The sequence below is a fragment of the Pseudomonas sp. GW823-FHT01D03 genome, from assembly GCF_058798255.1.
This window is the reverse complement of the sequence record NZ_JBXAKK010000001.1, coordinates 5,721,531-5,746,398: the sequence shown is the minus strand read 5'-3', so window position 1 is coordinate 5,746,398 and position 24,868 is coordinate 5,721,531. Positions and strand designations below refer to the sequence as shown.

Here is a 24,868-nt window from a genome sequence, read left to right as displayed (position 1 = left end):
GGTGCGTATGGCATGACGATCGGCAGGCTCAATCGCTGCCAGAGGGCGTGACGGCGCCGTTTTCGATGCCGCTGGCGCGATGGCTGATCCGCTTGTTCAACGCCAGCGCGATGCAACTGAGCAGGACAAAACAGTAGCCGAGGGTGGCTTGCAGGTTACTTGGGCTCAGGCTGATCAAGGCGCTGATCAAACCACCACAAATGAAAATGATCGTACTGCCTGCCGAAGCCGAGGTGCCGGCATTCTCGGGAAACAGGCTCATGGCCCGCGACGTGGCTGCAGGGCGTGTGATAGTGGTGCCGGCGGTGCAGATCAACATCGGAATCAGCACCGTGGCCGCTGAGAGCGCAAGGTGCCTGGCCATGAACAGCATCACCAGCCCCGCCAGCAGGATCAGGCTCAGCCCGACCACCATTTGCTGTCCGGGCGAGATTCGCCGGCTCAGCAGTGTGGCGACGATCCCGCCAGCGACATACGCCGCACCGTAGATCAGCAGGATCAGCGAGAAGTCGTAGGCTGACAGCTGCAATTGATCCATGAAGATCAGCGGCGAAATGACGATGAACGAGAAGTGGCAGGCGAACGCGAAAGCCGAGATCAGCCAATAGCCGACGAACTCGAAGTCCCCCAGCACCCGTCGGTAAGCCTTGAGAAAATGGATGGGTGTATCTCTTGCAGCGGGCCGACCACTGTCCAGAAACAGCCAGGCCTTGAGCAACACGACAACCGCCAGAGCGATGAACAGCCAGAAGCTGCCACGCCAGCCCAGGGTCGCCTGCAGGAAGGTCCCGGCCAGCGGTGACACCGAGATGAATATCCCGGTGGCGGTCACCATCAGGATCCGCAGACGATCACGCTCTGCGCCCTCGAACAGATCCTGCACCAGCGCCTGTGACAGGACGAAACAGCCGCAGCCGATGGCCTGCACGATGCGAAAGGCCATGAACAGTGTGTAGTCACTGGTCATTACGCAACCGATGGCGCCGAGGATCGAGACAGCCATGCCGGCGAGCAACAAGCCCTTGCGCCCGATAACGTCGGACAACGGCCCGATCAGCAGTTGGGCAAAGGCGATGCCCACTGCGAACAAGCTGATCGACAGGGCGATGTCGGTCGGGGTGCTGGCGAAGTGTTCGGCCAGTGCCGGGAACGATGGCAGCAGGACATCCAGCGGAAACACCCCCAGCAGCACCATGGCCAAAAGCAGACTTACCGCCCCGCGTCGTTGTCGGGTAGTTGCCACCGTTCTTCCTTCAAGCATCGATCAGTCCTGCCTTGGCGAAAAGTTTGCGGTTGTTGGGTAGCGCGAAGAATCCGGCCCTTTCGAGTGCGGCAAGCGTGGCCGTGGCTCCGGATCTGGCACGCTGGCGGCTGGCTTGTTCGTTGGTCAGGCCGTCGAGGATTTCCTTGATCGCACCTTCGCCAATGCCGGCGCGGCGCAGGCTTTGGTGCAGCCATTGCTCGTCGACTTCGAAGAAGGTCGCCAGGGTCTCCAGCAAGGTTCTGGCCGCGAAGGCGCGCTGGCGGCTGTTCAGGGTCAACCAGAGGTAGTGAAAGACCTCGGAAAAAAAACGGCTGTGGCGCGCTTCATCAGCGAGATGGTCGCGCAACATGTCATTCACGCTGCTGACCAACGTTTCCCGACACACATCCAGTAACTCCCGGGCAATGATGGTTTCGGAAACAAAGCCGAGCAGAAACCATGCCAGCGGGCGTTTGCTCTCCGGCGTTCGGGCGATCTGACCGGTCAGGCGGATAATGCGCAGCGGCATCTGTGGACGGCCGGTGAAACCATGCAGTTCGGCGATCTGTTCAGCCAGATGATGGGAGAACAGTGCGTGATACCCCTCGTCGGTATAGAGCTGCAGCGCGGCGGTTTTCATCCTTGACGGAATGTGCGCGGGCAACTCGCCGTGGACGATGGTTTCCACGGCGCGGTTGACGATGCGGTGTTCCAGCAACGTGGTGTAGTCGAGAAAGTGCACCAGGTGACTGGCTGCGAGCCGATGCATGACCCTGTGGCCTGCGGATTCGATCGCCGGGTGGGACAGATACGGCAGGAATGCCGGCGGAAACCAGAAGCGGGTTTGCAGTTGCAACTGCAGATCTGCCGGCAACTGGTAGTCGTGCCGGCTGGTGCGTACCGACGCGTGGTTGTTCCAGTCGCCGAGGGTGAATCGAAGCGCCCAGGACTCTGGCGCTTCGGGCTGATCCGCGGTTGGCGCGTTCATTTACGCGTCTCCTGCAACAGGTCGCGCATTTCCTGACACATCGCCTGACCGTCGCTGGCGCCGCAGCCGACAAAGAACAACGGTTGTTCAGCGCTGCCTTCGAGGTTGAGCAGGGCTTCGACCTGACGATCGGCAAACGCCCCGGTCAGCCACGTTCCCAGGCCCAGCGCCGTGGCCACCAGTTGAAAGGTCTGCGACAGGTGACCCGCCTCGACGAACGCCATGCGATAGGCGCGTGAGTGTTCATACTTCCACCAGAGCTTGTCGAAACGAGCGGTGATAAACAGACCCAGTGGCAGGTTATTGATGAAGTGCTGACCCGCCAGCAAATGACCCAGCGCGGGGGCGGGCAAAGGATTGACCCGGCTGAGTGCGTGTTCTGCCGGGTGATAGGCATAGATGCCCGGTTCCAGGCCTTCGATATTGCGAGCCAGGAGAAAACCTTCGCAGGCATTCAACCCGCCACCGGAAGGACTGCTGCGTCGGGCACCGAGGCCCTCGGCGATGCTCTCATCGCGGTCATTGTCGCGATGACGAAGAAAGCCCAGCGAGAGATACATCAATGTGCCGACGTCGCCGAGCGTGATCGCTTCGCCAGTAAAGGAGCGGCAGGTTTTTCTCAGGCGCAGGACATTGCCCAGGCTGGCGACGGTCAAGGCCGCGGAGGCGGGCAGGGTGATCAGAGGTTTGTCTTGATGGATCGGGCGATCTTGCGCGGGTGCCGGTGTGGTCAGCACGGCGCTGCAATGGTTCAGGTATTGCCTGGACCACTCTTGAATATTCTGGGGTATCTGTTCGCAGGGAATGTTCTGGGTGCCAATATGATAAATCTTCGACAATTCATCCCAGCCCCATGGCGGACTGTCTATTTTTGCAACGGTTAATATGCCCGCGTTCAGAAGTTGTGAGTCTATTATGTTGCGTCTGTCGAACTGTTCCGGGTTGTTGATAAGTTGTGCAAGTCGACAAGAGTAAGTCAGGTCCAGTTCGTGTTGGGTGTGATCTTTATAGTTCCAGACAATTTGTCCGGGCGTGCGCGGCAATATGAATAAATAAGGATTAATGTGCATGTTGTATTGATCGCTCTGGAAAAGGGTCGAAAGAACGCTGGGGGGCCGGCACTCCCCAGCGTTCTGGCTCACTTAGCGGGCTTTAGGCGCAACCAGGAAGGCCAGGTTTGCGATTTTGTTGGTTTCCAGAGTAATTGCTTTCATAAGTATGAACTCCTTGTTCATTGAGAGTGGATGTCACCGTCGTGGTGACAACTTAATAATAGGTTGTAATGAATTATTGGCAAGCGATACTTGGGTAGGAAATTTCTATTAATTTTGTCGGAGTGGGCGTGCTGCCAGGGCGGGCTTGTAAGTATTAGTTCTTGAAATGTAATGCGCAGGGAAATGTCCTGCATACATGTAGGAAGTTAGTTGTAGGAAAGAGGAAGAAAATTCGCCGACATTGCATCGCCGTAAAGACAACGGGAAGCCCGCAGGCTCCCCGTTTCATGGGTCTGTCAGCTGTTTGGCAGCAGACGGCAAGTGATGCTTTTGATGTAGCGAGTCTCGGCGATGGCCGGGTGTACCGGGTGATCCGGGCCCTGACCGCCGCGCTCGAGCATCTGGATGTTGCGGTCCAGGTGACGGGCGCTGGTCAGCAGGATGTTCTGCAGATCATCTTCGGGCAGGTGCATGGAGCACGAAGCGCTGACCAGAATGCCGTCCTTGGTCAGCAGGCGCATGGCTTGTTCGTTCAGGCGACGGTAGGCGCCTTCGCCGTTCTTCATGTCTTTCTTGCGTTTGATGAATGCAGGCGGGTCGGCAACGATCACGTCGAAGCGCTCTTCGCTGGCCTTAAGCTCTTTCAAGGCTTCGAACACGTCGCCTTCAATGCAGGTCATCTTGTCGGCGAAGCCGTTCAGTGCGGCGTTACGCTCGACGCCGTCGAGGGCGAAGCCCGATGCGTCGACGCAGAACACTTCGCTGGCGCCGAACGCGGCAGCCTGCACGCCCCAGCCACCAATGTAGCTATAAAGGTCGAGAACGCGTTTGCCTTTGGCGTAAGGCGCGAGGCGGGCGCGGTTCATGCGGTGGTCGTAGAACCAGCCGGTTTTCTGGCCGCCAATGACCGGTGCTTCGAATTTCACGCCGTTCTCTTCCAGTGCCACCCACTCCGGCACCAGGCCGAACACGGTTTCGACGTAGCGGTTGAGGCCTTCGGCGTCACGGGCGGCGGAGTCGTTCTTGAACAGGATGCCGCTTGGCTTGAGCACTTGGGTCAGTGCAGCGATCACGTCATCTTTATGCGCTTCCATGGTCGCCGAGGCGATCTGCACGACGAGGATGTCGCCGAAACGGTCGACTACCAGGCCTGGCAGCAGGTCGGAGTCGCCGTAGACCAGGCGATAGAACGGCTTGTCGAACAAGCGCTCGCGCAGTGACAGGGCCACGTTCAGGCGGTGCACCAGCAGCGACTTGTCCAGCGCCAGTTTGATGTCACGCGACAGCAGGCGTGCGCAGATCAGATTGTTCGGGCTCATCGCGACGACGCCCAGCGGTTTGCCGCCGGCGGCTTCGAGGATCGCCTGATCGCCGGCCTTGAAGCCGTGCAGTGGCGTGGCAGCCACATCGATTTCGTTGCTGTAGACCCACAAGTGGCCGTTGCGCAGGCGACGGTCGGCGTTGGCTTTGAGGCGCAGGCTAGGCAGGGACATGACGTCGCTCCGGAAAAAAGAGCGGGAGTATACCGTGTTGCTCGGCCTGATTGGCTGGTGAGTGGACATGTGGCAAGTCATTGCCGGTGGAAGACATTACCTGTGGCGAGGGGATTTATCCCCGATCGGCTGCGCAGCAGTCGCAAACCCCCCAAGCAGTTTTCTGACTGACCGCGTGAGTCGATTTGGGACAGCTGCGCTGTCCATCGGGGATAAATCCCCTCACCACATAAACTCACAAACCCCCAGATCAGGCAGAGAGCGCGTCGATCAACTCACGGCTGAACGCTGGAATATCGTCCGGCTGACGGCTGCTGATCAGGTGGCCGTCCTTGACCACTTCTTTATCCACCCAGTTGGCCCCGGCATTCACCAAGTCATCCTTGAGCGTCTTGTAGCTGGTCAGGGTCTTGCCGTTGACCAGCCCGGCGGAAATCAGCAGCCAGCTGCCGTGGCAGATCACCGCAATCGGTTTGCCGGCGGAGGCGCCGGTCTTGACCAGATGCTGGGCATCCTGGTCGATGCGGATGGTGTCGGAGTTCTGTACCCCGCCCGGCAGGACGATCGCGTCGTACTGCTCGCTGCTGGCGCCTTGAAATGTCTGGTCGACCTTGAAGTCATCCGCCGGTTTGTCGTGGTTCCAGCCTTTGACCTTGCCGGCCTCGGCCGAAAGGATGTCGACCTGGGCGCCGGCCTGCTCCAGTGCTTGCTTGGGGCCGGTCAATTCGACCTGTTCGAAACCGTCTGTAACCAAAATGGCGACGCGTTTGCCGTTTAGAGTAGTGGCCATCGCTAAGCTCCTGAGTCTGTGGACGTTTGCCGCCGCACGGGAGCTGAGTCATCCCATGGGCATTACAGATTCCGAAGCCTGAGCGTGAATGAAAGTTCCTGACAATTGCCCACTGGTGTGTCGTCCCGCGGTTTTTAGAGGTTAGAATCGCCGCCTGTCCCAGAGTGTGTACTTATGTCCCAAGAGCTGACCACCGAACAGATTCAACAATCCCTGCAAGGCATCAGCGTGCCCGCGCAGCCGCAGATCATGGTGGATCTGCAGATGGAGCAGTACATGCCCGACCCGGATCTGGAGGTGATCGCCAAGCTGATCGCCCAGGATCCAGGCCTGTCCGGTTCTCTGCTGAAAATCGTCAATTCGCCGTATTACGGCCTGAGCAACAAGATCACCTCGATCCAGCGTGCGGTGAATCTGTTGGGCAGTCGGTCGATCATCAACCTGATCAACGCGCAGTCGATCAAGGGCGAGATGAACGACGACACCATCGTCACCCTCAACCGTTTCTGGGACACCGCCCAGGACGTGGCGATGACGTGCCTGACCCTGGCCAAGCGCATCGGCACTCAGGCCGGCGACGAAGCCTATGCCTTGGGGCTGTTCCACGACTGCGGCGTGCCGTTGATGCTGCAGCGCTTCCCCAACTACATGTCGGTACTGGAAAAGGCTTACGCCAATGCCAGCGCCGAATGCCGGGTGGTGGACACCGAGAACGCCGAGTTCAACACCAACCATGCCGTGGTCGGCTACTACACCGCCAAGTCGTGGCGCCTGCCTGAACACGTCAGCACGGCGATCGCCAATCACCACAATGCGTTGGCGATCTTCAGCGACGAGTCCTCGCGCAACAGCCAGATGAAGAATCTGTTGGCGATCCTGAAGATGGCCGAGCACATCTGTGCGTCTTATCGGGTGCTGGGCAACCAAACCGAAGACCACGAATGGAACAGCATCGGCCCGCTGATTCTCGATTACGTGGGCTTGTCGGACTACGATTTCGAAACCCTCAAACAGACGATCCGCGACCTCGGCGCGCATTGATTCGAGAACGCCATGCCTGAATTGCCGGAAGTCGAAACCACCCGCCGGGGCATTGCTCCGCACCTGGAAGGCCAGCGCGTCAGCCGGGTGATCGTGCGTGATCGCCGGCTGCGCTGGCCGATCCCCGAAGACCTCGATGTGCGCCTGTCCGGGCAGCGTATCGTGCTGGTCGAGCGGCGGGCCAAGTATTTGTTGATCAATGCCGAAGTTGGCACTTTGATCAGCCACTTGGGCATGTCGGGCAACTTGCGGCTGGTGGAAGTCGGGTTGCCGGCGCTCAAGCATGAGCACGTCGATATCGAGCTGGAATCCGGTCTGGCGCTGCGCTACACCGATCCACGCCGCTTCGGAGCGATGCTGTGGAGTTCCGATCCGCTCAATCACGAACTGCTGATTCGCCTCGGGCCGGAGCCGTTGACCGATCTGTTCGACGGCGAGCGCCTGTTCCAGCTGTCGCGCGGGCGTTCGATGGCGGTCAAGCCGTTCATCATGGATAACGCGGTGGTGGTTGGCGTCGGCAACATTTACGCGACCGAAGCGCTTTTCGCCGCCGGGATCGATCCGCGCCGCGAAGCCAAGAGCATCTCCCGGGCGCGGTATTTGAAGCTGGCGATCGAGATCAAACGCATCCTCGCCGCGGCCATCGAGCGCGGCGGCACCACGTTGCGTGATTTCATCGGCGGTGACGGGCAGCCGGGGTACTTCCAGCAGGAGCTGTTCGTTTATGGCCGTGGCGGTGAGCACTGCAAGGTCTGCGGCACCGGCCTGCGCGAAGTGAAGCTGGGGCAACGGGCCAGTGTGTTCTGCCCACGTTGCCAGACCTGAGGCAAAAATCTGAAAAAGTCCTACGGTCTATAGTGAGTGGTCTCACTGTTCAGCCCGAAGGATCGTGCCATGAAGTCCTTGCAAGTCCTCTTTGCCATACTGCTGCTGTGTTCCAGCCTGGCCGTTCAGGCCGCGGAGCACGGCAGCGGTGATCCGCGCTACACCATCCAGAACCCTCCCGCCTACGCCATGATCGGCGATTTGCTGATTGCCCGACCTTTATTGGTGGTGGCAACGGTGCTGGGTGCGGGGGTGTTTGTAGTGTCATTGCCGTTTACCGCGCTGGGTGGCGGGGTGGGCGATGCGGGGCAGGCGTTGGTTGTTGATCCGGCGAAAGCGGCGTTTATGCGGTGTCTGGGGTGTATTGGGGAAGGGTTTGAGCAGCGCGAGTGAGCTGATCCGGATTCTGCGGTGTTGCTGATGGCCCTTTCGCGAGCAAGCCCGCTCCCACAGTGAAATGCATTCCAACTGTGGGAGCGGGCTTGCTCGCGAAAGGGCCCGGAAGAGCGCTACAAAACGTTCAGATCAGGCCTTGCCGGTGATCTTGCGGTATTTCTCCATCAACTGTTCTTCAGTCTCAGGATGCGCCTCGTCCAGCGGAATGCAATCCACCGGGCAGACCTGCTGGCACTGCGGCTCGTCGTAGTGGCCGACGCACTGGGTGCACAGGTTCGGGTCGATCACGTAGATCTCTTCGCCTTGGGAAATCGCGGCGTTCGGGCACTCGGGTTCGCAGACGTCGCAGTTGATGCAATCGTCGGTGATGATCAGGGACATGCTAACTCCAGCCGGGGCGGCAGGCCCGGGCGCAATAAATCAATGCGCGCAATTGTGCCGCATTGGCGCCCGCAGTGCACGCGGCTGCGATCAAGGGCTGAAATCAAAAGCCAAGATCGCAGCCTGCGGCAGCTCCTACTTTTTGAAGCGTAGGGTCAGGGCATCGGCCACGGCCGGGTGCACGAACTTGCTGATATCGCCGCCCAGCGCGGCGATTTCCCGCACCAGCGTCGAGGAAATGAACGAATAACGCTCGGACGGGGTGAGGAACAGGCTCTCGACGTCCGGGGCCAACTGGCGGTTCATATTGGCCAGCTGAAATTCGTATTCGAAGTCCGACACCGCACGCAGGCCACGCAGGAACACGTTGGCGTTCTGCTCCTTGGCGAAATGCGCGAGCAGCGTCGAGAAGCCGACCACCTCGACGTTGGGCAGGTGTTTGGTGACCTCGCGAGCCAGTTCGACCCGTTGTTCCAGCGGGAACAGCGGGTTTTTCTTGGGGCTGGCGGCGACCGCAATGATCACGTGATCGAACAGGCGCGAGGCGCGTTCGACCAGATCGCCATGGCCCTTGGTAATAGGGTCGAAGGTACCTGGGTACAACACTCGGTTCATCGCGTCGTCCTGGCGGGAGTCCGTTGGGGAGTCGGATGGTATCGCAGCCGTCCCGGTCGGCCAAGTCGCCTGTTGGGTAAGAAAGCACTATAGACGACGCGATAAAACGGTTTTTTCACGGATTTCTCAGTCGATCGGCGAGGGACGTCGCCAGTTGTGCGGTCAGCCCGTACACCGACAATTGCGGGTTGGCACCAATGCTGGTGGGGAACAACGAGCCGTCGTGAATCGACAGATTGCTCAGTTGATGATGCCGGCCAAGGCTGTCGGTGACTGCGTTTTTCGGTTCCTCGCCCAGCGCACAACCGCCCATCACGTGGGCACTGCCCAAACGCGTGCGATACAGCTCAAGGTTCAAACCGTCGATCAGCGTGCGGGCTTCGGCCAGGCTGTTCACGTAACGCGCATCGGCGTGCATCGGCATCACCGCTTTCGCACCGCCGGCAAACTGGATCTCGGCCATGCTGTGAAAGGCGCGGCGCAAGCCTTCCCAGGCGTAAGGCGAGACTTGATAGTCGAGCACTGGCGAGCCGTCGCCGCGCAACTCGACACTGCCGCCGGAGCTGTCCGGGTGGAAACCGTCGCGCAGCAACGCGAGCATCGCGTGGGTGTGCGGCAGATCAGCCATATGTTCGGCGTTCTGCTGGCCGAAACCGCCCAGAAGCGTTGCCGCAAGCGCCGGGTGCAGCGGCGGCACTTCGAGTTTGTAACCCATCGGCCCGCTGGTGCCGTCCTTCCATTGAAAATGATCCGAGTAGATCGACTGCGGCGCGCCGTAGAACGGGTTGATCACCTCGTCGAAACGCCCGGCGGACATGTTCACCAGATGCAGGAACGTGCGTTTGCCGAGGCGTTGATGCGGATCCGGTGCATCCGAACGCAGCAGCAGGGCCGGGCTGTTGATGCCGCCGCCCGCCAGCACGTAATGCCGCGCCTTGATCGTGATTTTGCGTCCGGTCGGCGCGACGCAACGCTCGTCCATCGCCACGCATTGCAGGCCGGTGATCTTGTCGCCGTTGATCAGCAGTTTTTCCGCGCGGGCCAGGTACAGCAGCTCGCCGCCCTTTTCCAGGGTCGCCGGAATGGTGGTAACCAGCATCGACTGCTTGGCGTTGGTCGGGCAGCCCATGCCGCAGTAGCCGATGTTCCAGCAGCCACGCACGTTGCGCGGGATCACGTGCCAGCTGTAGCCAAGTTGCTCGCAGCCCTTGCGGATCACGTCGTTGTTGGCATTGGGCGGGATCATCCACGGCGCGACGCCCAGGCGCTGTTCCATTTTTTCAAACCACGGCGCCATCTCGGCCGGGCTGTGACCTTTGACGTTGTGCTCCCTGGCCCAGTGCTCGAGCGTTGGCTCGGGCGTGCGGAAACTCGACGTCCAGTTGATCAGCGTGGTGCCGCCCACCGCACGGCCCTGGAGGATGGTGATTGCGCCGTCCTTGCTCATGCGGCCGATGCCTTCCTGATAGAGGCTGCTGTAGGCCTGGTCTTCGAGCATCTTGAAGTCAGAACTGGTCTTGAGCGGGCCTTCTTCGATCAGCAGCACTTTGTAGCCGGCGGCGCTGAGGATTTCCGCCGTGGTGCCGCCACCGGCGCCGCTGCCGATGATCGCCACGTCGGCTTGCAGCGTAAGGTCGGCGGTCAGCTGTGCGCCGTTGTAGGTTTTCCAGCCACGGGCGAGGCCTTCGCGGAACGGGTCGGGTACAGGCATTGATCAGGTTCTCTTTATTATTCTGGGTGCGGTGGTGTGCCGGCTGGCGCCTTCGCGAGCAAGCCCGCTCCCACATTGAAATGCATTCCCTTGTGGGAGCGAGTTTGCTCGCGAACGGCGCGACTCGATTTCAGACCGTGGGCGGGCCGGGGTAGCCGCAATGCGCCCAGGACTCGGCGCGGGTGTACCAGGCCATCATCACCATTTGCTGCAATGAGCTATGGCCCATGCGCAGCAGGCTCAACGAACTGTTCTGCCAGCGGTCGAGGAAGTGGCGCATCGCCTCGGGGCTGGCGTTTTCCCAACTGCCCCAAATTCCGGTGAGCGGGCCACGGGTGACGGCCATGCCGAGCACGTCGAACAGCTGCCGGGTGAGTTTGAGCATCTCCGGCGACAGGTGATCGAGGCTGTAATCCAGCGACTTGAGGGTGCCATCAATGGCACCGGGCATTTTTTCGCTCGCCACGGCGCCGTCGAGCATCACTGGAATCAGTGCGCGCAGAAACAACAGGTCGCCGTCGCGCAAAGTGACGAAGCCATTGGCTGCGACACTCGATGAACAACCACTGAGGCTGGCGCCGAGGCCGGCGGTGGCGAGAAATGCTGTGGCGCCGAGGCTGAATTTCAGCAGGCCACGGCGCGACAGGGCAGGTGTTTCGGTCAGGCTTGGGTGCATTGTTGTTATTACCCGGCGGTGACGACGATTAGCGGATGAACAGCTTCTGAATCAGTTTCTGAATCGATTTGCCGTAAGGCGGGTAAATCAGCCTGGCGGCATTGAAGCGCTGTTTGATCAACACGCCCTTGGCCTTGCTGAAGGTCAGGAAGCCTTCGTGGCCGTGATAGTGGCCCATGCCCGAAGGGCCGATGCCGCCGAACGGCATGTCGTCCTGCGCCACGTGCAGCAGGGTGTCGTTCAGGCACACGCCGCCAGAGTGGGTTTCGTGCAGCACGCGGTTTTGCTCACGCTTGTCGTAGCCAAAGTAGTAAAGCGCCAGAGGACGTGGGCGCTGATTGATGTAGGCAAACGCCTGGTCGAGATCCTGATATGGCACGATCGGCAGCAACGGGCCGAAGATTTCGTCCTGCATCACGGTCATCTCGTCAGTGACATTGAGCAGCAGGCTGTGCGGCATGCGCCGGCCCTGGCCCTGTTCGAACAGCGGGATCAGCAGCGCGCCCTTGCTCGTGGCGTCGCTGACATAACCGTTCAGCCGGGCGAATTGGCGCTCGTTGATGATCGCGGTGTAGTCCGGGTTGTCGGCGAGGGTTGGATAGAAATTGTTGACCACCTGGCGATAGGTTTCGACGAACGCGCCGACGCGGTCTTGCGGCACCAGCACGTAATCGGGGGCGACGCAGGTCTGCCCGGCGTTGAGGGTTTTACCGAAGGCGATGCGTTCGGCGGCGTCCTTGAGTGGCACGTCGCGGGAGACGATGGCCGGGGACTTGCCGCCGAGTTCGAGGGTCACCGGGGTCAGGTTTTCCGCTGCGGCGCGCATCACCTGTTTACCGATGCTCGTGGCGCCGGTGAACAGCAGGTGATCAAAGCGCAGACGGGAAAACGCCACGCCGATGTCGGCCTCGCCGAGCACCACGCAGACCAGGTCTTCGGGGAAGATCCGTCCCAGCAGGGTCTTGAGCAACTGGCCGGTGGCCGGGGTCGATTCGCTGAGCTTGAGCATCACCCTGTTGCCCGCCGCCAGTGCGCCGACCAGCGGGCCGATGGCCAGATACAGCGGGTAGTTCCACGGGACGATGATGCCGATCACGCCAAGTGGCTGGTACACGACTTTTGCTGACGCCGGTTGAAAGGCCATGCCGACTTTGCGCCGCGACGACTTCATCCAGCCCTTGAGATGGCGGCTGGCGTAATGGATGCCGTGCAGACTGGGCATCAGTTCGGCGAGCAGGGTTTCATCGGCGCTGCGATGACTGAAATCTACGCTGATGGCGTCAACGAGCGCCTGCCGCTCATCGCTGAGCAAGTCGCGCAACGCCTTGAGCCACTGCTGGCGCTGGTCTGCCGCTGGCATCGGGTTGGCGGCATAGGCGGCGCGCTGTGCCGCGAACAGCCGATCCAGCTCTTCCAGGGGCTGTTGCAGCGTTTGCAGATATGCAATGTCGGCAGTCATCGTCGGCTCCGGATTTATTGTAGTGATGACTTTCTAGAGTCTATGCTCTAGAAAGTCAAATGACTTCCCGACACAGCTTTGTTTTATCCAGTTCCGGTTAGGTCGTAAGATGCCCCTCACCGCACTCTGAATTAAAGCTCAAGCCATGGCCCCACGAATAAAAACCAGCGAGCGCATCGTGCAGAACAGCCTCGAGCTGTTCAATCAGCAGGGCGAACGCAGCATCAGCACCAATCACATCGCCGCGCATATGGAGATTTCTCCGGGCAATCTGTACTACCACTTCCCCAACAAGCAGGCGATCATCGCCGTGCTGTTCAGTGAGTACGAAAGCCTGGTGGACAGCTTTCTGCGCCCGCCGCAGGGGCGCGCCGCCACCGTCGAAGACAAGCGCTATTACCTCAAGGAGCTGCTGTCGGCGATGTGGGGCTACCGCTTTCTGCATCGGGATCTGGAGCACCTGCTCGACAGCGACCCGGATCTGGCCGCGCGCTACCGGCGTTTTTCCCAGCGCTGCGTGATCCAGGGCATGGCGATCTACGAAGGCTTCGTCGCCGCCGGCATCCTCAAGATGGATCGGGTGCAGATCGAATCCCTGACGATCAATGCCTGGATCATCCTCACCTCGTGGGTGCGCTTTCTGTGCACCACCCGGGAAAACTCCAACCACCTCAGCGAACAGGCCATCAAGCGTGGCGTGTATCAGGTGCTGGTGCTGGAAGCCGGGTTCGTCACCGATCAGGCGCGCGAGGAGGTGAATGCCTTGTTCGACGAGTTCTACGTGCCGCTGGCCCAAGCCCTCGAGGAGGGGCGGTAACCCATTTCGAAGTCGCTCACAGGAGTCCGTTATGCCGATTGCGCAACTGCTCAGCCCGAATGCACTGGATGCCCGCAAGGAGCAGCCGGGGCTGGTGATTCTCGATTGTCGTTTTGCCCTCGAAGACCCGGACTACGGGCAGCGCAGCTATGCCGAAGGGCACATCGCCGGCGCCAGCTTCGCCGACCTTGAGCGCGATCTCAGTGGCAAGGTGATCAAAGGCGTGACCGGGCGTCACCCGTTGCCCGAGCCGGCAGCAATGATCGAACGCCTGCAAGCCTGGGGCGTCAATGCCGACAGCGATGTGGTTTTGTACGACGACGGCCCCGGTGCCTATGCGGCCCGCGCCTGGTGGTTGCTGGCGTGGCTGGGCAAGCGCGACGGCGTGTTCATTCTCGACGGCGGGTTGAAGGCCTGGCACGCGGCGGGTCTGCCGCTGAGCCTGGATGCGCCATCGGTCAGCCGGGGCAGCTTCAGCGGCAAACCGGACATGGGCCTGCTGCTGAGCGCCGAGCAATTGCAGAAGCGCCTTGATCAGCCATTGCTGACGTTGCTCGACGCCCGGGCCTTGCCGCGCTTCAAGGGTGAGGTGGAGCCGATCGATCCGATTGCCGGGCACATTCCCGGCGCGCAGTGCGCGGCGTTTACCGAAAACCTCGGCAGCGACGGACGCTTCCTGCCGGCGGAGCAGCTCAAGCAGCGCTTTGCCGCGAAACTAGGTGATCGTTCGCCAATGGAACTGGTGGCTTACTGCGGCTCCGGGGTGACGGCGTGTCACAACCTGTTTGCGTTGTGCCTGGCGGGGTATCCGCTGGGTTCGCTGTATGCCGGGTCGTGGAGTGAGTGGATCAACGAGCCTTCCAGAGGTATAGCCACGGGCGAATAACAGCAAAAGATCGCAGCCTGCGGCAGCTCCTTGTATCTCGACTATCGCTCCGTCAGGAGCGATAGTTCTCGACTGATCATCGAGGGAGGGACTTGGAAGCCGTGCAGCTCCTTAGGCTTTTTGCCTGTGATGTAGATCGTGCTCCAGCCCTCCACACTCACTCATATAGTTCGAACGGTATCTTGGGCCCGTCTCTGGCGAGAGCTCGCATTCGCAAGGTTGGACAGAGTGCAGTGATGATCGAAAACGGATCAATGGAGAGACAGTCATGTCCAGTTTCGTCGGTGTCGATGTCGCTAAAAATACCTTTGATATCGCCACGCACTTGCCGAACGGCAAGCACAAAACCAAGGCCAAGCTGCCTAATAACTCGAAGGGTTTCAAAGAATTTGAAGCTTGGTTGAACAAGCAGGTCGAGCCTACAGCCTTGATCGTGATGGAAGCCACCAGCATCTATCACCTGGAACTTGCCGAGTTCGTCTACAGCAAGGGTTACCGGGTCTGTGTCGTCAATCCGGCCACGACCCATGCTTACGCCGACAGCGAGTTACGCCGGATCAAAACCGATAAAAGCGACGCCAAACTGATCGCTGATTTTGCTCGGGAAAAGGCTGAAAAGCTTCAGCTTTGGGCACCGGAGCCACTGAAATACCGCCAACTGAAGGCGATGGTGCGTCGGCTGGATGATCTTCAGGAAATGGAACAGATGGAGCTCAATCGTCTGGATGTGTCCGACGAAAAGGTCAAAGACTCGATCAACTCCGTTCTGCGCCACATCGAAAAAGAGATCGCTGAAACGCACAAAGCGATCAAGAAACACATCGACGATGATCCGGACATGCGCCAGATGCGCGACTTGATCGTGACCATCGACGGTATCGGGCAGAAAACCCTTGAGCGGCTGCTGGCCGAACTGGGCGACCTGCGCAAATATGACGACCCTCGCAAACTGGTCGCTGCTGCGGGGTTGAACCCAAAGCTGCAGGACTCGGGAAAGCTCAAAGGCAGAACAGTGATTTCCAGGATCGGATCGGCTCGCGTCCGCGCGGGTCTGTACATGCCAGGCCTGGTAGCGCTGAAGCACAACGAGGCGATCATCGCCATGAAGGAACGCTTGAAGGCCAATGGCAAGGCGCCCAAACAGATCATCTGTGCAGCCATGCGCAAGTTGCTGCACTTCGTTTACGGAGTGCTCAAATCGGGCCAACCATTTGACCCGAAATTGGCACTTGCCCGGTAAGGGGCAAGACGGTATCTACAGGGGCCGGTGAACCTTGTAGGCGCTGCCGCAGGCTGCGATCTTTCAGCGTTCCACGCGGGCACTGCGATACGCCGCCGGCCCCACGCCATACACCTGCTTGAACTGCCGGCTCAGATGACTCTGGTCGGCAAAACCCAACTGCATGGCGACTTCCACCGGCAGGCAACCACTCTGCAATAAACCCCGGGCGGTGGCGATGCGCTGTTGCATCAGCCAGGTGTGTGGCGGCATGCCGGTGGCGCGGCGGAACACCCGGGCGAAGTGGAAGGGCGACAGATTTACCGCAGCCGCCAGTTCTTCCAGCGATGGCGGCGCAGCCAGTTGCGCATGCAGCAGCTCCTTGGCCATCACCACCGCGCGATGTTCCTTGCCCGGTTTGCCGCTGATCTGCACCGCCGCATGCCGTTGCAACAGCAGCATCATCATTTCGCGCCACATCGTCTGCTGTTGCAGCGCGGTGGCCGGGCTTTCCAGCAAGCGATGCAACTGACAGAAACCGTTGACCAGATCCGGGTCGCGGTACAGCGTCGCGCCAAACGCGGGCATCGGCGCGGTGCGCAGTTCCAGTTCTTCGAGCAGTGAAACGATCTGTCCGGTGTCGGGATAAAACGCCCGGTACAGCCAACCATCCTCGGTGCCCTTGTGGCCGGTGTGCAATTCGTCCGGGTTGATCAGCACCAGGGTGCCGCTGCCCGCAAGGTGTTCGGCACCGCGATAGCGATAACGCTGCGCGCCGGCCATGATCATGCCGATCACATAACCGTCGTGGACGTGCGGGGCGAAGCGATGCTCGATGTAGCGCGCCGACAACAATTCGACCCCGGCCAGCGGCGCGGTTTGCCAGAATCGGATCGACTCGCCCTGATCGCTCATGACGTCACACGGGCCAGCCATTGCGGGATGCGCCGTTCCAGGTAGTAACCGGGCTGGCGCAACGTGCCATCGACGAAGCCGACATGCCCACCCTTGGCCTGCAGCTCGAACCGGGTGCTGGTGGACAGCTCCTCGGGCGTCGGCAGGCTGTGGGGAAACACGAACGGATCGTCAGCCGCCTGAATGATCAGGGTCGGGGTGCGGATCTCGCCGAGAAAGTAGCGACTCGATGCCTGGCGATAGTAATCCTCGGCATCGGTAAAACCATGCAACGGCGCAGTGATCCGGCCATCGAAGTCCCAGAAGGTGCGCATGTTCTCCAGCGAACCGAGCGCCGCCAGAGCCGCCAGGCCATCCTCGCGCCCGTCATGCTGGAACTGGCGTTGCTTGTTCTTGATGTAGGCGACCATTTCGCGCATGAAGTGCGCCTGATAGACCTTGGAGAACCCCTGACCGATCCGATCGGCGCATTGATCGAGACGAAACGGCACCGACACCGCCACTGCACCGAGCACGCCGCTGTTGCTGCCGGTCTCGCCCAGATGCTTGAGCAACACATTGCCGCCGAGGGAATAACCGACCGCATACAGCGGCGCCAGTGGCCGCTTGGCGCGCAGGTGTCTGATGGCTTCGGCGAGGTCTTCGCTGGCGCCGGAGTGGTAACTGCGCGGCAGCAGGTTGGGTTCGCCGGAGCAACCGCGCCAGTTCAGCGCGACGCTGGCCCAGCCTTGCGTGGCGAGTGCTGCCTGAATCCCGGCGACGTAGGGTGAATTTGAAGAGCCAGTCAGCCCGTGCAGCACCAGCACCAACGGCGCCTCGGCGCTGTGCGGGCCATGCCAGTCGAGATCGAGGAAATCCCCGTCGTCCAGCCACAGGCGTTCACGCTCGCGTTCAAGGTGGACGGTTTTGCGCCACAGCGGCCCCCACAAGGTTTGCAGGTGCGGATTGCCGAGGCCGAAGGCGGGGGTGAAGCGTTCAGTTTCCAGAGGGCACACACCTTTTGTGGCGAGGGAGCTTGCTCCCGCTGGGACGCGAAGCGGCCCTTTTTTGGGACTGCTGCGCAGTCCAGCGGGAGCAAGCTCCCTCGCCACAGGGTTGTTCAATATGTTCAGTTAGCTGCCATACGTTGCCACAACGCGTAGTACACCCGCCCGGATTTCTGCTCGCGGTGCAGGCGCCAGTTGCCCGGCAGGCCCAGCGTCGATGGCGCGGTCTCGCTTTCAGTGTAGATCCACGAATCCGCTGCCAGCCATTGACGCTCTTCCAGCAGGGTGCAGACCGCCGGCAGCAGGTTCTGGTTGAACGGCGGATCGAGGAACACCAGATCAAACGGCGTGGCCACCTGGGTTTCCAGATAACGCAGCGCGTCCGCGGTTTGCACCTGGCCGTTTGTGCAGCGCAGGGTGCCGAGGTGTTCCTTCAGGCTCGACACCGCTACGTGGCTGGCATCCAGCGCTTGGCCCATGGCCGCGCCACGCGACAATGCCTCAAGAAACAGCGCGCCGCTGCCGGCGAACGGGTCCAGCACCTTGGCCCCGGCCACATACGGCGCGAGCCAGTTGAACAGGGTTTCGCGCACGCGATCCGGCGTCGGGCGCAGGCCCGGCGCATCGGGGAAGCTCAGTTTGCGGCTGCGCCATTCGCCGCCGATGATGCGCAGCTGGTTCACACCGTTGTGAACGTTCTGCGCAGGTTTTTTAGGACGAGTAGCCATTAATGCTCCGGAACCCCGAGCGGTTGCTCGGCAGGTTTATCAGATGGGGCCGGTAACGGCTTTTGCGGCACGGTCGGGCCAGCGCTGACGATGACCAGTTTGTCCGTGCTCAGGTGTTTGTTCATCGCGTCTTTGACCTGCTCGACAGTCAGGCTCTGGGACTGACGCATGAAGTCATCCAGATAGCTCAACGGCAGATTATAGAAGCCCATGGCGCCCAGTTGGCCGACGATATCGGCGTTGCTTGCGGTGGACAGCGGGAAGCTGCCGGCCAGCTCGCGCTTGGCGTCGTCGAGTTCTTTCTGGGTCGGGCCGCTCTTCAGGTAATCGGCGAGCACGTCTTGCACCAGTTTCAGCGTGCCTTCGCTCATTTCCGCGCGAGTCTGCAGGTTGATCATGAACGGGCCGCGAGCCTGCATCGGGCTGAAACCGGAATACACGCCGTAAGTCAGGCCGCGCTTCTCGCGCACTTCGCTCATCAGGCGGGTGCCGAAACCGCCGCCACCGAGGATCTGGTTGCCCATCGACAGCGCCGCGTAATCCGGGTCGTCACGGTCGATGCCCAGTTGCGCGAGCAGCAGATTGGTCTGCTTCGACGGGAACTCGATGTGATTGACGCTGGCTTTCGGTTCCTGCGGCTGGGCGATTTTCGCCAGAGCCGGGCCTTTCGGCAGGGCGCCGGAGACTTGATTGGCAATTGCCTCGGCTTCTGCGCGCGACAGGTCACCGACCAGTGCGATTACCACGTTCCCCGCCGCGTAGGCCTTGGCGTGGAACTCACGCAACTGTGCCAGGGTGATCTTTGGCACGCTCTGCGCATTGCCGTCGCTGGAGTGTGCGTAAGGGTGGTCGCCGTACAAACGCTTCATCAGCTCGAGGCTGGCGAGTTTGCCGGGGTTCTGTTTCTGGTATTCGAAACCGGCGAGCATCTGGTTCTTGATGCGCGCAAAGGAGTCGGCCGGGAAGGTCGGTTTGCCCACCACTTCGGAGAACAGCTTCAACGCCGGCTCGCGCTGGTCGGCGGCACTCAGACTGCGCAGCGAAGCCAGCGCCATGTCCTTGTAGGCACCGTTGCCGAAATCCGCACCGAGGCTTTCGAAGCCTTGGGCGATGGCGCCGACGTCCTTGCCCGCCACACCCTCGTTGAGCATGGCATTGGTCAGGACTGCCAGGCCCGGCGCATTGCCGTCCTGACTGCTGCCGGCGGCGAAGATCAGGCGCATGTCGAACATCGGCAGCTCATGGGCCTCGACGAACAGCACCTTGGCGCCTTCGACGGTGTTCCAGGTCTGCACGTCGAGCTTGCGGCTGGCCGGGGCCTTGCCGTCGAGTTCGGCCAGTGATTGCAGCTTCTGGCTGGTTTTGGCGTTGTCCAGTGCTTCGCTGGCGCCGGTTTTGACACCGGGCATCAGATAGAACGCGGCGGAGCCGATGACCGCCACGGCGATCAGGCCGAGCAACAGGCGTGGGGATTTGCGCTCACTCATGAGTCGTCTCCAGTGGCAGGACATGGGCGACGCTGAGACGTTCGCGGGTGAAATACAGCTTGGCGGCGTTCTGGATGTCTTGCGGGGTCACGCTTTCCAGATCGGCGAGTTCGGTGTCCATCAACTTCCATGACAGTCCGACCGTTTCCAGTTGGCCAATGGCGGTGGCCTGACTGGTGATCGAATCACGTTCGAACACCAGGCCGGCGATGACCTGTGCCCGCACGCGCTCCAGTTCTTCGGCGGACGGTGCGGTGGTTTTCAACTGGTCCAGGAGTTTCCACAGACCGGCTTCAGCTTGCGCCATGGTCTTTTTCTTCTGCGTGTTCGGCGTCGCCGACAGGGTGAACAGGCTGTCACCACGGGTGTAGGCGTCGTAGCTCGACGAACCGCCGGAAACCAGCTCCTCGCCGCGCTCCAGTTGCGTCGGGATGCGCCCGCTGTAGCCGCCGTCGAGCAGCGCCGAGATCAGGCGCAGGGCGTTGACCGAGCGCTTGTCTTCAGCGGTGGCGATGCTGGGTACGTTGAAACCGAGCATCAGGCTCGGCAGTTGGGTCTGCACGTGCAGGGTGATCTGGCGCTCACCCGGCTCGGCCAGCTCCAGCGGTTTCTTCGCCGGTGGCACGTCGCGCTTGGCAATCGGCCCGAAGTAGCGCTGGGCGAGGGTCTTCACTTCATCAGGAGTGACGTCGCCGACCACCACCAGCGTGGCGTTGTTCGGCACATACCAGGACTGATACCAATGCCGCAGCTCTTCGACTTTCATCCGGTCCAGATCCGCCATCCAGCCGATGGTCGGCGTGTGGTAGCCGCTGGCCGGGTAAGCCATCGCCTTGTAGCGCTCGTAAGCCTTGGACATCGGCTTGTCGTCGGTGCGCAGGCGGCGCTCTTCCTTGATGACTTCGATTTCCTTGGCGAACTCGTCAGCCGGCAGGCGCAGATTGGCCATGCGGTCGGCTTCCAGTTCGAAGGCCACGCCCAGACGATCGCGGGCCAGCACCTGGTAATAGGCGGTGAAATCGTCGCTGGTGAAGGCGTTTTCTTCGGCGCCCAGGTCGCGCAGGATCAGCGAGGCTTCGCCGGGGCCGACTTTTTCGCTGCCCTTGAACATCATGTGCTCGAGTGCGTGGGACAGACCGGTCTGGCCCGGAGTTTCGTAGCTGGAACCGACCTTGTACCAGACCTGCGACACCACCACCGGCGCGCGATGGTCTTCGCGCACGACGACCTTCAGGCCGTTGTCGAGGGTGAATTCGTGGGTCGGTTGCGGGTCGGCCGCCAGGGCCGAAAGGGGCAGGCAGACTGTGCTGAGCAGCAGGCCTGCAGCGCGGCGGGCTAGAGCATTCATTCGTTTTTTAACCTGTTGGGCTGCCCGCTTGGTCTTAGCGTCGGCGGGCGAGAGGGTGCTAGGATACTGATCCGTTTTACCGGCGACCACGCCTATCAGGTTTTCAGGCCTGATGCGGTTGTATAGGTTGGCGGCAGAAAGCTGCGGTTTATCGACTAGACTTCGCTTTTTCGCCGATTTTGCCGGTTTAGTCCTTCGTTAATACGAATCTTTGGGGTGCCGCTGGCGCCTCGACAAAATGTTGCGCGTGAACAAGCTGGATGAAACACAGTCTGTTCTGCATCGAATATTTATTTGCCGGGGCGCCCTTATGGCGCGTCGCTACCGTGAGATAGCCGTCCTCCATGTTTGGTTCCAACGACGACAAGAAGACCCCAGCTGCGGCTGGCGAGAAGAAAAGCCTGTTCGGATGGCTGCGTAAGAAACCGCAGGAACCCGTCGTCGAACAGCCGCCCGCGATTCCTGAACCGGCTCCGACGCCAGCGCCTGCTATAGAAGAAGAGCCGGCGCCGATCGTGCTGCCCATTGCCGAGCCGGTGCTGCAACCGGTCGAGCCCGAGCCAGAACCTGAAACCCCGGTGGCGGCCGAGCTGCCACTGTCCCCGACGGCCGAGCCGTGGCTGACCTTGCCGGTGGCGGAAGAGCCGGTGGCCTTGGTCGAAGAGGCCGCGCCGCATGTGACGCCGCCGATTCCGGCGCCTGCCGCGTTCGTCCCTGAAGTCGCTCCGGCGCCATTGGTTGAGCCGGTTGTCGAGCCTGCTCCGGTTGTTCCCGAGCCAGTGGCCCCGGTGTTCGTTGCCCCTGTTGCGCCGGTCGTTCAGCAGCCCGAGCCTGCACCTGCACCTGCACCTGCACCTGCACCTGCACCGGTCGTCGCTGCTCCGGTGGTGCCGGCAGAAGTGGTTGCTGAAGCGCCAGTGGAAGCCCCGCGCAGCGAAGAAACCAAAGTCGGCTTCTTCGCCCGCCTCAAGCAAGGCCTGTCGAAAACCAGCGCCAGCATCGGCGAGGGCATGGCCAGCCTGTTTCTCGGCCGTAAAACCATTGATGACGATTTGCTCGATGAGCTGGAAACCCGTCTGCTGACCGCCGACGTCGGTGTCGAAGCCACCACGCAGATCATCCAGCGTCTGACCCAGAAGGTTGCACGCAAAGAGCTGGCCGACGCCGACGCGCTGTACAAATCGTTGCAGGCCGAGCTGGCCGCGATGCTCAAGCCGGTCGAGCAGCCGCTGAAAATCGCCTCGCAGAGCAAGCCGTTCGTGATTCTGGTGGTCGGCGTCAACGGCGCCGGCAAGACCACCACCATCGGCAAACTGGCGAAGAAGCTGCAGCTGGAGGGCAAGAAAGTCATGCTCGCCGCCGGCGACACCTTCCGCGCCGCTGCTGTTGAGCAGTTGCAGGTCTGGGGTGAGCGCAACAAAATCCCGGTGATCGCCCAGCACACCGGTGCCGACTCGGCGTCGGTGATCTTCGACGCCGTGCAGGCCGCCAAGGCCCGTGGCATCGACGTGCTGATCGCCGACACCGCCGGTCGTCTGCACACCAAAGACAACCTGATGGAAGAGCTGAAGAAAGTTCGTCGGGTCATCGGCAAGCTCGACGCCGACGCACCGCACGAAGTGCTGCTGGTGCTCGACGCCGGTACCGGGCAGAACGCCATCAACCAGGCCAAGCAATTCAACCAGACCGTCGAACTGACCGGCCTGGCGCTGACCAAGCTCGATGGCACCGCCAAGGGCGGGGTGATATTCGCCCTGGCCAAGCAGTTTGGCCTGCCGATCCGCTACATCGGTGTCGGTGAAGGCATCGACGACCTGCGTACCTTTGAAGCCGAACCCTTTGTCCAGGCACTGTTTGCCGAGCGGGAGCGTTCATGATTCGTTTCGAACAGGTCGGTAAACGCTACCCGAACGGTCACGTCGGCTTGCATGAGCTGAGCTTTCGAGTCCGTCGTGGCGAGTTTCTGTTTGTCACCGGCCACTCCGGTGCCGGTAAATCCACGCTGTTGCGCCTGTTGCTGGCGATGGAGCGGCCGACCAGCGGCAAACTGCTGCTGGCCGGGCAGGACTTGAGCACCATCAGCAACGCGCAGATTCCATTCCTGCGTCGGCAGATCGGCGTGGTGTTTCAGAACCACCAGTTGCTGTTCGATCGCACGGTGTTCAACAACGTCGCGCTGCCGCTGCAGATTCTCGGGCTGTCCAAGGCCGAGATCGCCAAGCGCGTCGATTCGGCGCTGGAACGCGTGGCGCTGTCGGATAAAACCGATCTATATCCAGGCGACCTGTCCACCGGTCAGCAACAGCGCGTCGGCATCGCCCGCGCCATCGTCCACCGTCCGGCCCTGCTGCTGGCGGACGAACCGACCGGTAACCTCGACCCGCGTCTGGCGGCCGAGATCATGGGCGTGTTCGAAGACATCAACCGCCTGGGCACCAGTGTGCTGATCGCCAGTCACGACCTGGCCCTGATTGCGCGCATGCGTCACCGCATGCTGACCTTGCAGCGCGGCCGATTGATCGGCGACGGGGAGGCCGGCGTATGAGTGCGACACGCAGTCCCAAGGTTTCCGAGCGCGTGGCTCCGAAGGCCGCCGATCCGCAGCCGCCAAAGAAGAAAAAACACGACGATGACGACGGCCCGGACTTTTCCACGCTGTTGCATTCGTGGATCGAAAGTCACCGCGCCAGCCTGCTCGACAGCCTGCGGCGCCTCGGCAAGCAGCCGATCGGCAGCTTCTTCACCTGCATGGTGATGGCCGTGGCGTTGAGCTTGCCGATGGGCCTGTCGCTGCTGATCAACAACGTTGAACGTCTGGGTGGTTCGTGGCAGCGTGCGGCGCAGATTTCGCTGTACCTGCAACTGGACGCCACGCCCGCGCAGGGCGAATCGTTGCGCGAACAGATCAAAGGCATGCCTGGCGTTGCTGAGGCCGAATATGTCGGTCGCGATCAGGCCCTGGAAGAATTTCAGCAGCAGTCCGGTCTGGGCGAAGCCCTGCGCGAGCTGCCGGAGAACCCGCTGCCGGGCGTGGTGCTGGTGACTCCGAACGAGGTCGACAAGCCGACCCTGGAAGCATTAAGACAAAAACTTTCCGAGCTGCCCAAGGTACAACAGGCGCAACTTGATCTAGTCTGGGTCGAGCGTCTGGCCGCCATCCTCAAGCTCGGTGACCGCTTTGTCTTCGGTCTGACGGTGCTTTTGGTGTCTGCATTACTTTTGGTGATAGGCAATACCATTCGTCTTCATATTGAAAACCGCCGCACAGAGATAGAAGTGATTAAACTCGTCGGCGGCACTGACAGTTATGTGCGTCGTCCTTTCCTTTATATGGGCGCGTTGTATGGCTTCGGTGCAGGTGTCTTGTCCTGGGGTGTGCTGGCGTTCGGCCTGAACTGGCTGAACGACGCGGTGGTTGGGCTGGCCGGCTTGTACGGCAGTGATTTCGCGCTGGCCGGAGTGCCAGTTGCCGACGGTCTGTCGCTCTTGCTTGGCGCGGTGCTGTTGGGTTATATCGGTGCATGGATTGCAGTCGCACGTCATCTCAGGGAGCTGGCGCCGAAGTAGAATCTTTTTTGCGCGTGATTGACCTTGCGGTTTTTTTGGGAACTTGCACTTGAATTCCCGGTCAATTTTTCGCAGTGCCGAGA

At 61.0% G+C, this 24,868-nt stretch carries 24 protein-coding genes; 9 read left to right on the top strand and 15 right to left on the bottom strand.

From position 1 onward, the window contains the following. Window positions 1-28: 28 nt before the first annotated feature. The 5 genes from AC1RBR_RS25550 to AC1RBR_RS25530 form a co-directional block, all read right to left on the bottom strand. A complete protein-coding gene (locus AC1RBR_RS25550; protein ID WP_492567080.1) occupies window positions 29-1,261 on the bottom strand; it encodes a multidrug effflux MFS transporter in 1,233 nt (410 codons plus the stop codon). Next, window positions 1,254-2,231 carry a diiron oxygenase gene (locus AC1RBR_RS25545; protein WP_492567078.1) on the bottom strand — a complete coding sequence of 326 codons (978 nt, stop codon included), beginning with the start codon at window positions 2,229-2,231 and terminating at the stop codon, window positions 1,254-1,256. The genes AC1RBR_RS25550 and AC1RBR_RS25545 overlap by 8 nt, the downstream gene beginning before the upstream one ends. Continuing rightward, a complete protein-coding gene (locus tag AC1RBR_RS25540; RefSeq protein WP_492567077.1) occupies window positions 2,228-3,301 on the bottom strand; it encodes a SagB family peptide dehydrogenase in 1,074 nt (357 codons plus the stop codon). The genes AC1RBR_RS25545 and AC1RBR_RS25540 overlap by 4 nt, the downstream gene beginning before the upstream one ends. A gap of 440 nt (window positions 3,302-3,741) precedes the next feature. After that, entirely contained in the window at window positions 3,742-4,938 is a 1,197-nt protein-coding gene (locus tag AC1RBR_RS25535; protein ID WP_258676997.1) for a class I SAM-dependent rRNA methyltransferase, read from the bottom strand. A 250-nt stretch (window positions 4,939-5,188) separates the two neighbouring features. Further along, complete coding sequence (locus AC1RBR_RS25530) at window positions 5,189-5,728, bottom strand: type 1 glutamine amidotransferase domain-containing protein (RefSeq protein ID WP_492567075.1); 540 nt, start codon at window positions 5,726-5,728, stop codon at window positions 5,189-5,191. 228 nt (window positions 5,729-5,956) lie between these two features. Between AC1RBR_RS25530 and AC1RBR_RS25525 the strand changes: the two genes are divergently transcribed. The 3 genes from AC1RBR_RS25525 (at window position 5,957) to AC1RBR_RS25515 (ending at window position 7,987) form a co-directional block, all read left to right on the top strand. Then, window positions 5,957-6,769 (top strand): HDOD domain-containing protein, encoded by an 813-nt coding sequence (locus AC1RBR_RS25525; protein ID WP_171061892.1) that lies wholly within the window; start codon window positions 5,957-5,959, stop codon window positions 6,767-6,769. Window positions 6,770-6,781: 12 nt separating this feature from the next. After that, window positions 6,782-7,594 (top strand): bifunctional DNA-formamidopyrimidine glycosylase/DNA-(apurinic or apyrimidinic site) lyase, encoded by an 813-nt coding sequence (gene mutM / locus AC1RBR_RS25520; RefSeq protein ID WP_095137561.1) that lies wholly within the window; start codon window positions 6,782-6,784, stop codon window positions 7,592-7,594. Window positions 7,595-7,663: 69 nt separating this feature from the next. Further along, a complete protein-coding gene (locus AC1RBR_RS25515) occupies window positions 7,664-7,987 on the top strand; it encodes a multidrug transporter (protein ID WP_492567073.1) in 324 nt (107 codons plus the stop codon). 132 nt (window positions 7,988-8,119) lie between these two features. Here AC1RBR_RS25515 and AC1RBR_RS25510 read toward each other — a convergent pair whose 3' ends face one another. The 5 genes from AC1RBR_RS25510 to AC1RBR_RS25490 all read right to left on the bottom strand — a co-directional run bounded on the left by AC1RBR_RS25510 (window position 8,120) and on the right by AC1RBR_RS25490 (window position 12,832). Next, complete coding sequence (locus tag AC1RBR_RS25510; protein ID WP_003195146.1) at window positions 8,120-8,371, bottom strand: YfhL family 4Fe-4S dicluster ferredoxin; 252 nt, start codon at window positions 8,369-8,371, stop codon at window positions 8,120-8,122. Between the two features lie 135 nt (window positions 8,372-8,506). Further along, complete coding sequence (coaD, locus tag AC1RBR_RS25505; protein WP_003229157.1) at window positions 8,507-8,986, bottom strand: pantetheine-phosphate adenylyltransferase; 480 nt, start codon at window positions 8,984-8,986, stop codon at window positions 8,507-8,509. Between the two features lie 115 nt (window positions 8,987-9,101). Next, window positions 9,102-10,697, bottom strand: a complete 1,596-nt coding sequence (locus AC1RBR_RS25500) for a GMC family oxidoreductase (RefSeq protein WP_492567072.1) — start codon at window positions 10,695-10,697, stop codon at window positions 9,102-9,104. A 130-nt stretch (window positions 10,698-10,827) separates the two neighbouring features. Next, entirely contained in the window at window positions 10,828-11,373 is a 546-nt protein-coding gene (locus AC1RBR_RS25495) for a twin-arginine translocation pathway signal protein (protein WP_166495310.1), read from the bottom strand. Between the two features lie 28 nt (window positions 11,374-11,401). Then, entirely contained in the window at window positions 11,402-12,832 is a 1,431-nt protein-coding gene (locus tag AC1RBR_RS25490; RefSeq protein ID WP_492567071.1) for a coniferyl aldehyde dehydrogenase, read from the bottom strand. Between the two features lie 145 nt (window positions 12,833-12,977). On the opposite strand from AC1RBR_RS25490, the gene AC1RBR_RS25485 reads away from it, so the two are divergent. From AC1RBR_RS25485 to AC1RBR_RS25475, 3 genes are all read left to right on the top strand, one after another. Further along, window positions 12,978-13,649: a TetR/AcrR family transcriptional regulator gene (locus AC1RBR_RS25485; protein WP_007964152.1), complete on the top strand. Its 672-nt coding sequence runs from the start codon at window positions 12,978-12,980 to the stop codon at window positions 13,647-13,649. A gap of 31 nt (window positions 13,650-13,680) precedes the next feature. Then, window positions 13,681-14,535 (top strand): sulfurtransferase, encoded by an 855-nt coding sequence (locus AC1RBR_RS25480; RefSeq protein ID WP_492567069.1) that lies wholly within the window; start codon window positions 13,681-13,683, stop codon window positions 14,533-14,535. A gap of 268 nt (window positions 14,536-14,803) precedes the next feature. Next, window positions 14,804-15,775, top strand: a complete 972-nt coding sequence (locus tag AC1RBR_RS25475; RefSeq protein ID WP_492563214.1) for an IS110 family RNA-guided transposase — start codon at window positions 14,804-14,806, stop codon at window positions 15,773-15,775. A gap of 63 nt (window positions 15,776-15,838) precedes the next feature. On the opposite strand, the gene AC1RBR_RS25470 is transcribed toward AC1RBR_RS25475, so the two are convergent. From AC1RBR_RS25470 to AC1RBR_RS25450, 5 genes are all read right to left on the bottom strand, one after another. Further along, the gene (locus tag AC1RBR_RS25470) at window positions 15,839-16,669 is read right to left on the bottom strand and encodes an AraC family ligand binding domain-containing protein (protein WP_492567273.1); all 831 of its coding nucleotides are present in this window, start codon (window positions 16,667-16,669) and stop codon (window positions 15,839-15,841) included. After that, window positions 16,666-17,664 (bottom strand): hydrolase, encoded by a 999-nt coding sequence (locus tag AC1RBR_RS25465; RefSeq protein ID WP_492567067.1) that lies wholly within the window; start codon window positions 17,662-17,664, stop codon window positions 16,666-16,668. Before AC1RBR_RS25465 ends, AC1RBR_RS25470 begins: the two co-directional genes overlap by 4 nt. Window positions 17,665-17,777: 113 nt before the next feature. After that, window positions 17,778-18,383 carry a 16S rRNA (guanine(966)-N(2))-methyltransferase RsmD gene (gene rsmD / locus AC1RBR_RS25460; RefSeq protein WP_115985938.1) on the bottom strand — a complete coding sequence of 202 codons (606 nt, stop codon included), beginning with the start codon at window positions 18,381-18,383 and terminating at the stop codon, window positions 17,778-17,780. Further along, complete coding sequence (locus tag AC1RBR_RS25455; RefSeq protein ID WP_492567065.1) at window positions 18,383-19,870, bottom strand: M16 family metallopeptidase; 1,488 nt, start codon at window positions 19,868-19,870, stop codon at window positions 18,383-18,385. The genes rsmD and AC1RBR_RS25455 overlap by 1 nt, the downstream gene beginning before the upstream one ends. Next, entirely contained in the window at window positions 19,863-21,218 is a 1,356-nt protein-coding gene (locus AC1RBR_RS25450; RefSeq protein WP_115985940.1) for a M16 family metallopeptidase, read from the bottom strand. The genes AC1RBR_RS25455 and AC1RBR_RS25450 overlap by 8 nt, the downstream gene beginning before the upstream one ends. Window positions 21,219-21,562: 344 nt before the next feature. Here AC1RBR_RS25450 and ftsY point away from each other — a divergent pair, with 344 nt between their 5' ends. The 3 genes from ftsY to ftsX are packed head-to-tail and all read left to right on the top strand — an operon-like array spanning window position 21,563 to window position 24,785. After that, window positions 21,563-23,095 (top strand): signal recognition particle-docking protein FtsY, encoded by a 1,533-nt coding sequence (gene ftsY / locus AC1RBR_RS25445; protein ID WP_492567063.1) that lies wholly within the window; start codon window positions 21,563-21,565, stop codon window positions 23,093-23,095. Next, window positions 23,092-23,763 (top strand): cell division ATP-binding protein FtsE, encoded by a 672-nt coding sequence (gene ftsE, locus AC1RBR_RS25440; RefSeq protein WP_003229148.1) that lies wholly within the window; start codon window positions 23,092-23,094, stop codon window positions 23,761-23,763. Before ftsY ends, ftsE begins: the two co-directional genes overlap by 4 nt. Then, complete coding sequence (gene ftsX, locus AC1RBR_RS25435) at window positions 23,760-24,785, top strand: permease-like cell division protein FtsX (RefSeq protein WP_095137550.1); 1,026 nt, start codon at window positions 23,760-23,762, stop codon at window positions 24,783-24,785. Before ftsE ends, ftsX begins: the two co-directional genes overlap by 4 nt. Window positions 24,786-24,868: the final 83 nt, after the last annotated feature.

Excerpts from the sequence above, each read along its gene's own strand:
- AC1RBR_RS25540 (WP_492567077.1), bottom strand. The coding sequence starts at position 3,301 with ATGCACATTAATCCTTATTTATTCATATTGCCGCGCACGCCCGGACAA.
- AC1RBR_RS25455 (WP_492567065.1), bottom strand. The coding sequence starts at position 19,870 with ATGAGTGAGCGCAAATCCCCACGCCTGTTGCTCGGCCTGATCGCCGTG.
- AC1RBR_RS25450 (WP_115985940.1), bottom strand. The coding sequence starts at position 21,218 with ATGAATGCTCTAGCCCGCCGCGCTGCAGGCCTGCTGCTCAGCACAGTC.
- rsmD (WP_115985938.1), bottom strand. The coding sequence starts at position 18,383 with ATGGCTACTCGTCCTAAAAAACCTGCGCAGAACGTTCACAACGGTGTG.
- AC1RBR_RS25535 (WP_258676997.1), bottom strand. The coding sequence starts at position 4,938 with ATGTCCCTGCCTAGCCTGCGCCTCAAAGCCAACGCCGACCGTCGCCTG.
- AC1RBR_RS25550 (WP_492567080.1), bottom strand. The coding sequence starts at position 1,261 with ATGCTTGAAGGAAGAACGGTGGCAACTACCCGACAACGACGCGGGGCG.
- AC1RBR_RS25530 (WP_492567075.1), bottom strand. The coding sequence starts at position 5,728 with ATGGCCACTACTCTAAACGGCAAACGCGTCGCCATTTTGGTTACAGAC.
- AC1RBR_RS25515 (WP_492567073.1), top strand. The coding sequence starts at position 7,664 with ATGAAGTCCTTGCAAGTCCTCTTTGCCATACTGCTGCTGTGTTCCAGC.
- AC1RBR_RS25475 (WP_492563214.1), top strand. The coding sequence starts at position 14,804 with ATGTCCAGTTTCGTCGGTGTCGATGTCGCTAAAAATACCTTTGATATC.
- AC1RBR_RS25490 (WP_492567071.1), bottom strand. The coding sequence starts at position 12,832 with ATGACTGCCGACATTGCATATCTGCAAACGCTGCAACAGCCCCTGGAA.
- AC1RBR_RS25480 (WP_492567069.1), top strand. The coding sequence starts at position 13,681 with ATGCCGATTGCGCAACTGCTCAGCCCGAATGCACTGGATGCCCGCAAG.
- AC1RBR_RS25485 (WP_007964152.1), top strand. The coding sequence starts at position 12,978 with ATGGCCCCACGAATAAAAACCAGCGAGCGCATCGTGCAGAACAGCCTC.
- ftsY (WP_492567063.1), top strand. The coding sequence starts at position 21,563 with ATGTTTGGTTCCAACGACGACAAGAAGACCCCAGCTGCGGCTGGCGAG.
- AC1RBR_RS25510 (WP_003195146.1), bottom strand. The coding sequence starts at position 8,371 with ATGTCCCTGATCATCACCGACGATTGCATCAACTGCGACGTCTGCGAA.
- coaD (WP_003229157.1), bottom strand. The coding sequence starts at position 8,986 with ATGAACCGAGTGTTGTACCCAGGTACCTTCGACCCTATTACCAAGGGC.
- AC1RBR_RS25470 (WP_492567273.1), bottom strand. The coding sequence starts at position 16,669 with ATGAGCGATCAGGGCGAGTCGATCCGATTCTGGCAAACCGCGCCGCTG.
- mutM (WP_095137561.1), top strand. The coding sequence starts at position 6,782 with ATGCCTGAATTGCCGGAAGTCGAAACCACCCGCCGGGGCATTGCTCCG.
- AC1RBR_RS25545 (WP_492567078.1), bottom strand. The coding sequence starts at position 2,231 with ATGAACGCGCCAACCGCGGATCAGCCCGAAGCGCCAGAGTCCTGGGCG.
- AC1RBR_RS25500 (WP_492567072.1), bottom strand. The coding sequence starts at position 10,697 with ATGCCTGTACCCGACCCGTTCCGCGAAGGCCTCGCCCGTGGCTGGAAA.
- ftsX (WP_095137550.1), top strand. The coding sequence starts at position 23,760 with ATGAGTGCGACACGCAGTCCCAAGGTTTCCGAGCGCGTGGCTCCGAAG.
- ftsE (WP_003229148.1), top strand. The coding sequence starts at position 23,092 with ATGATTCGTTTCGAACAGGTCGGTAAACGCTACCCGAACGGTCACGTC.
- AC1RBR_RS25495 (WP_166495310.1), bottom strand. The coding sequence starts at position 11,373 with ATGCACCCAAGCCTGACCGAAACACCTGCCCTGTCGCGCCGTGGCCTG.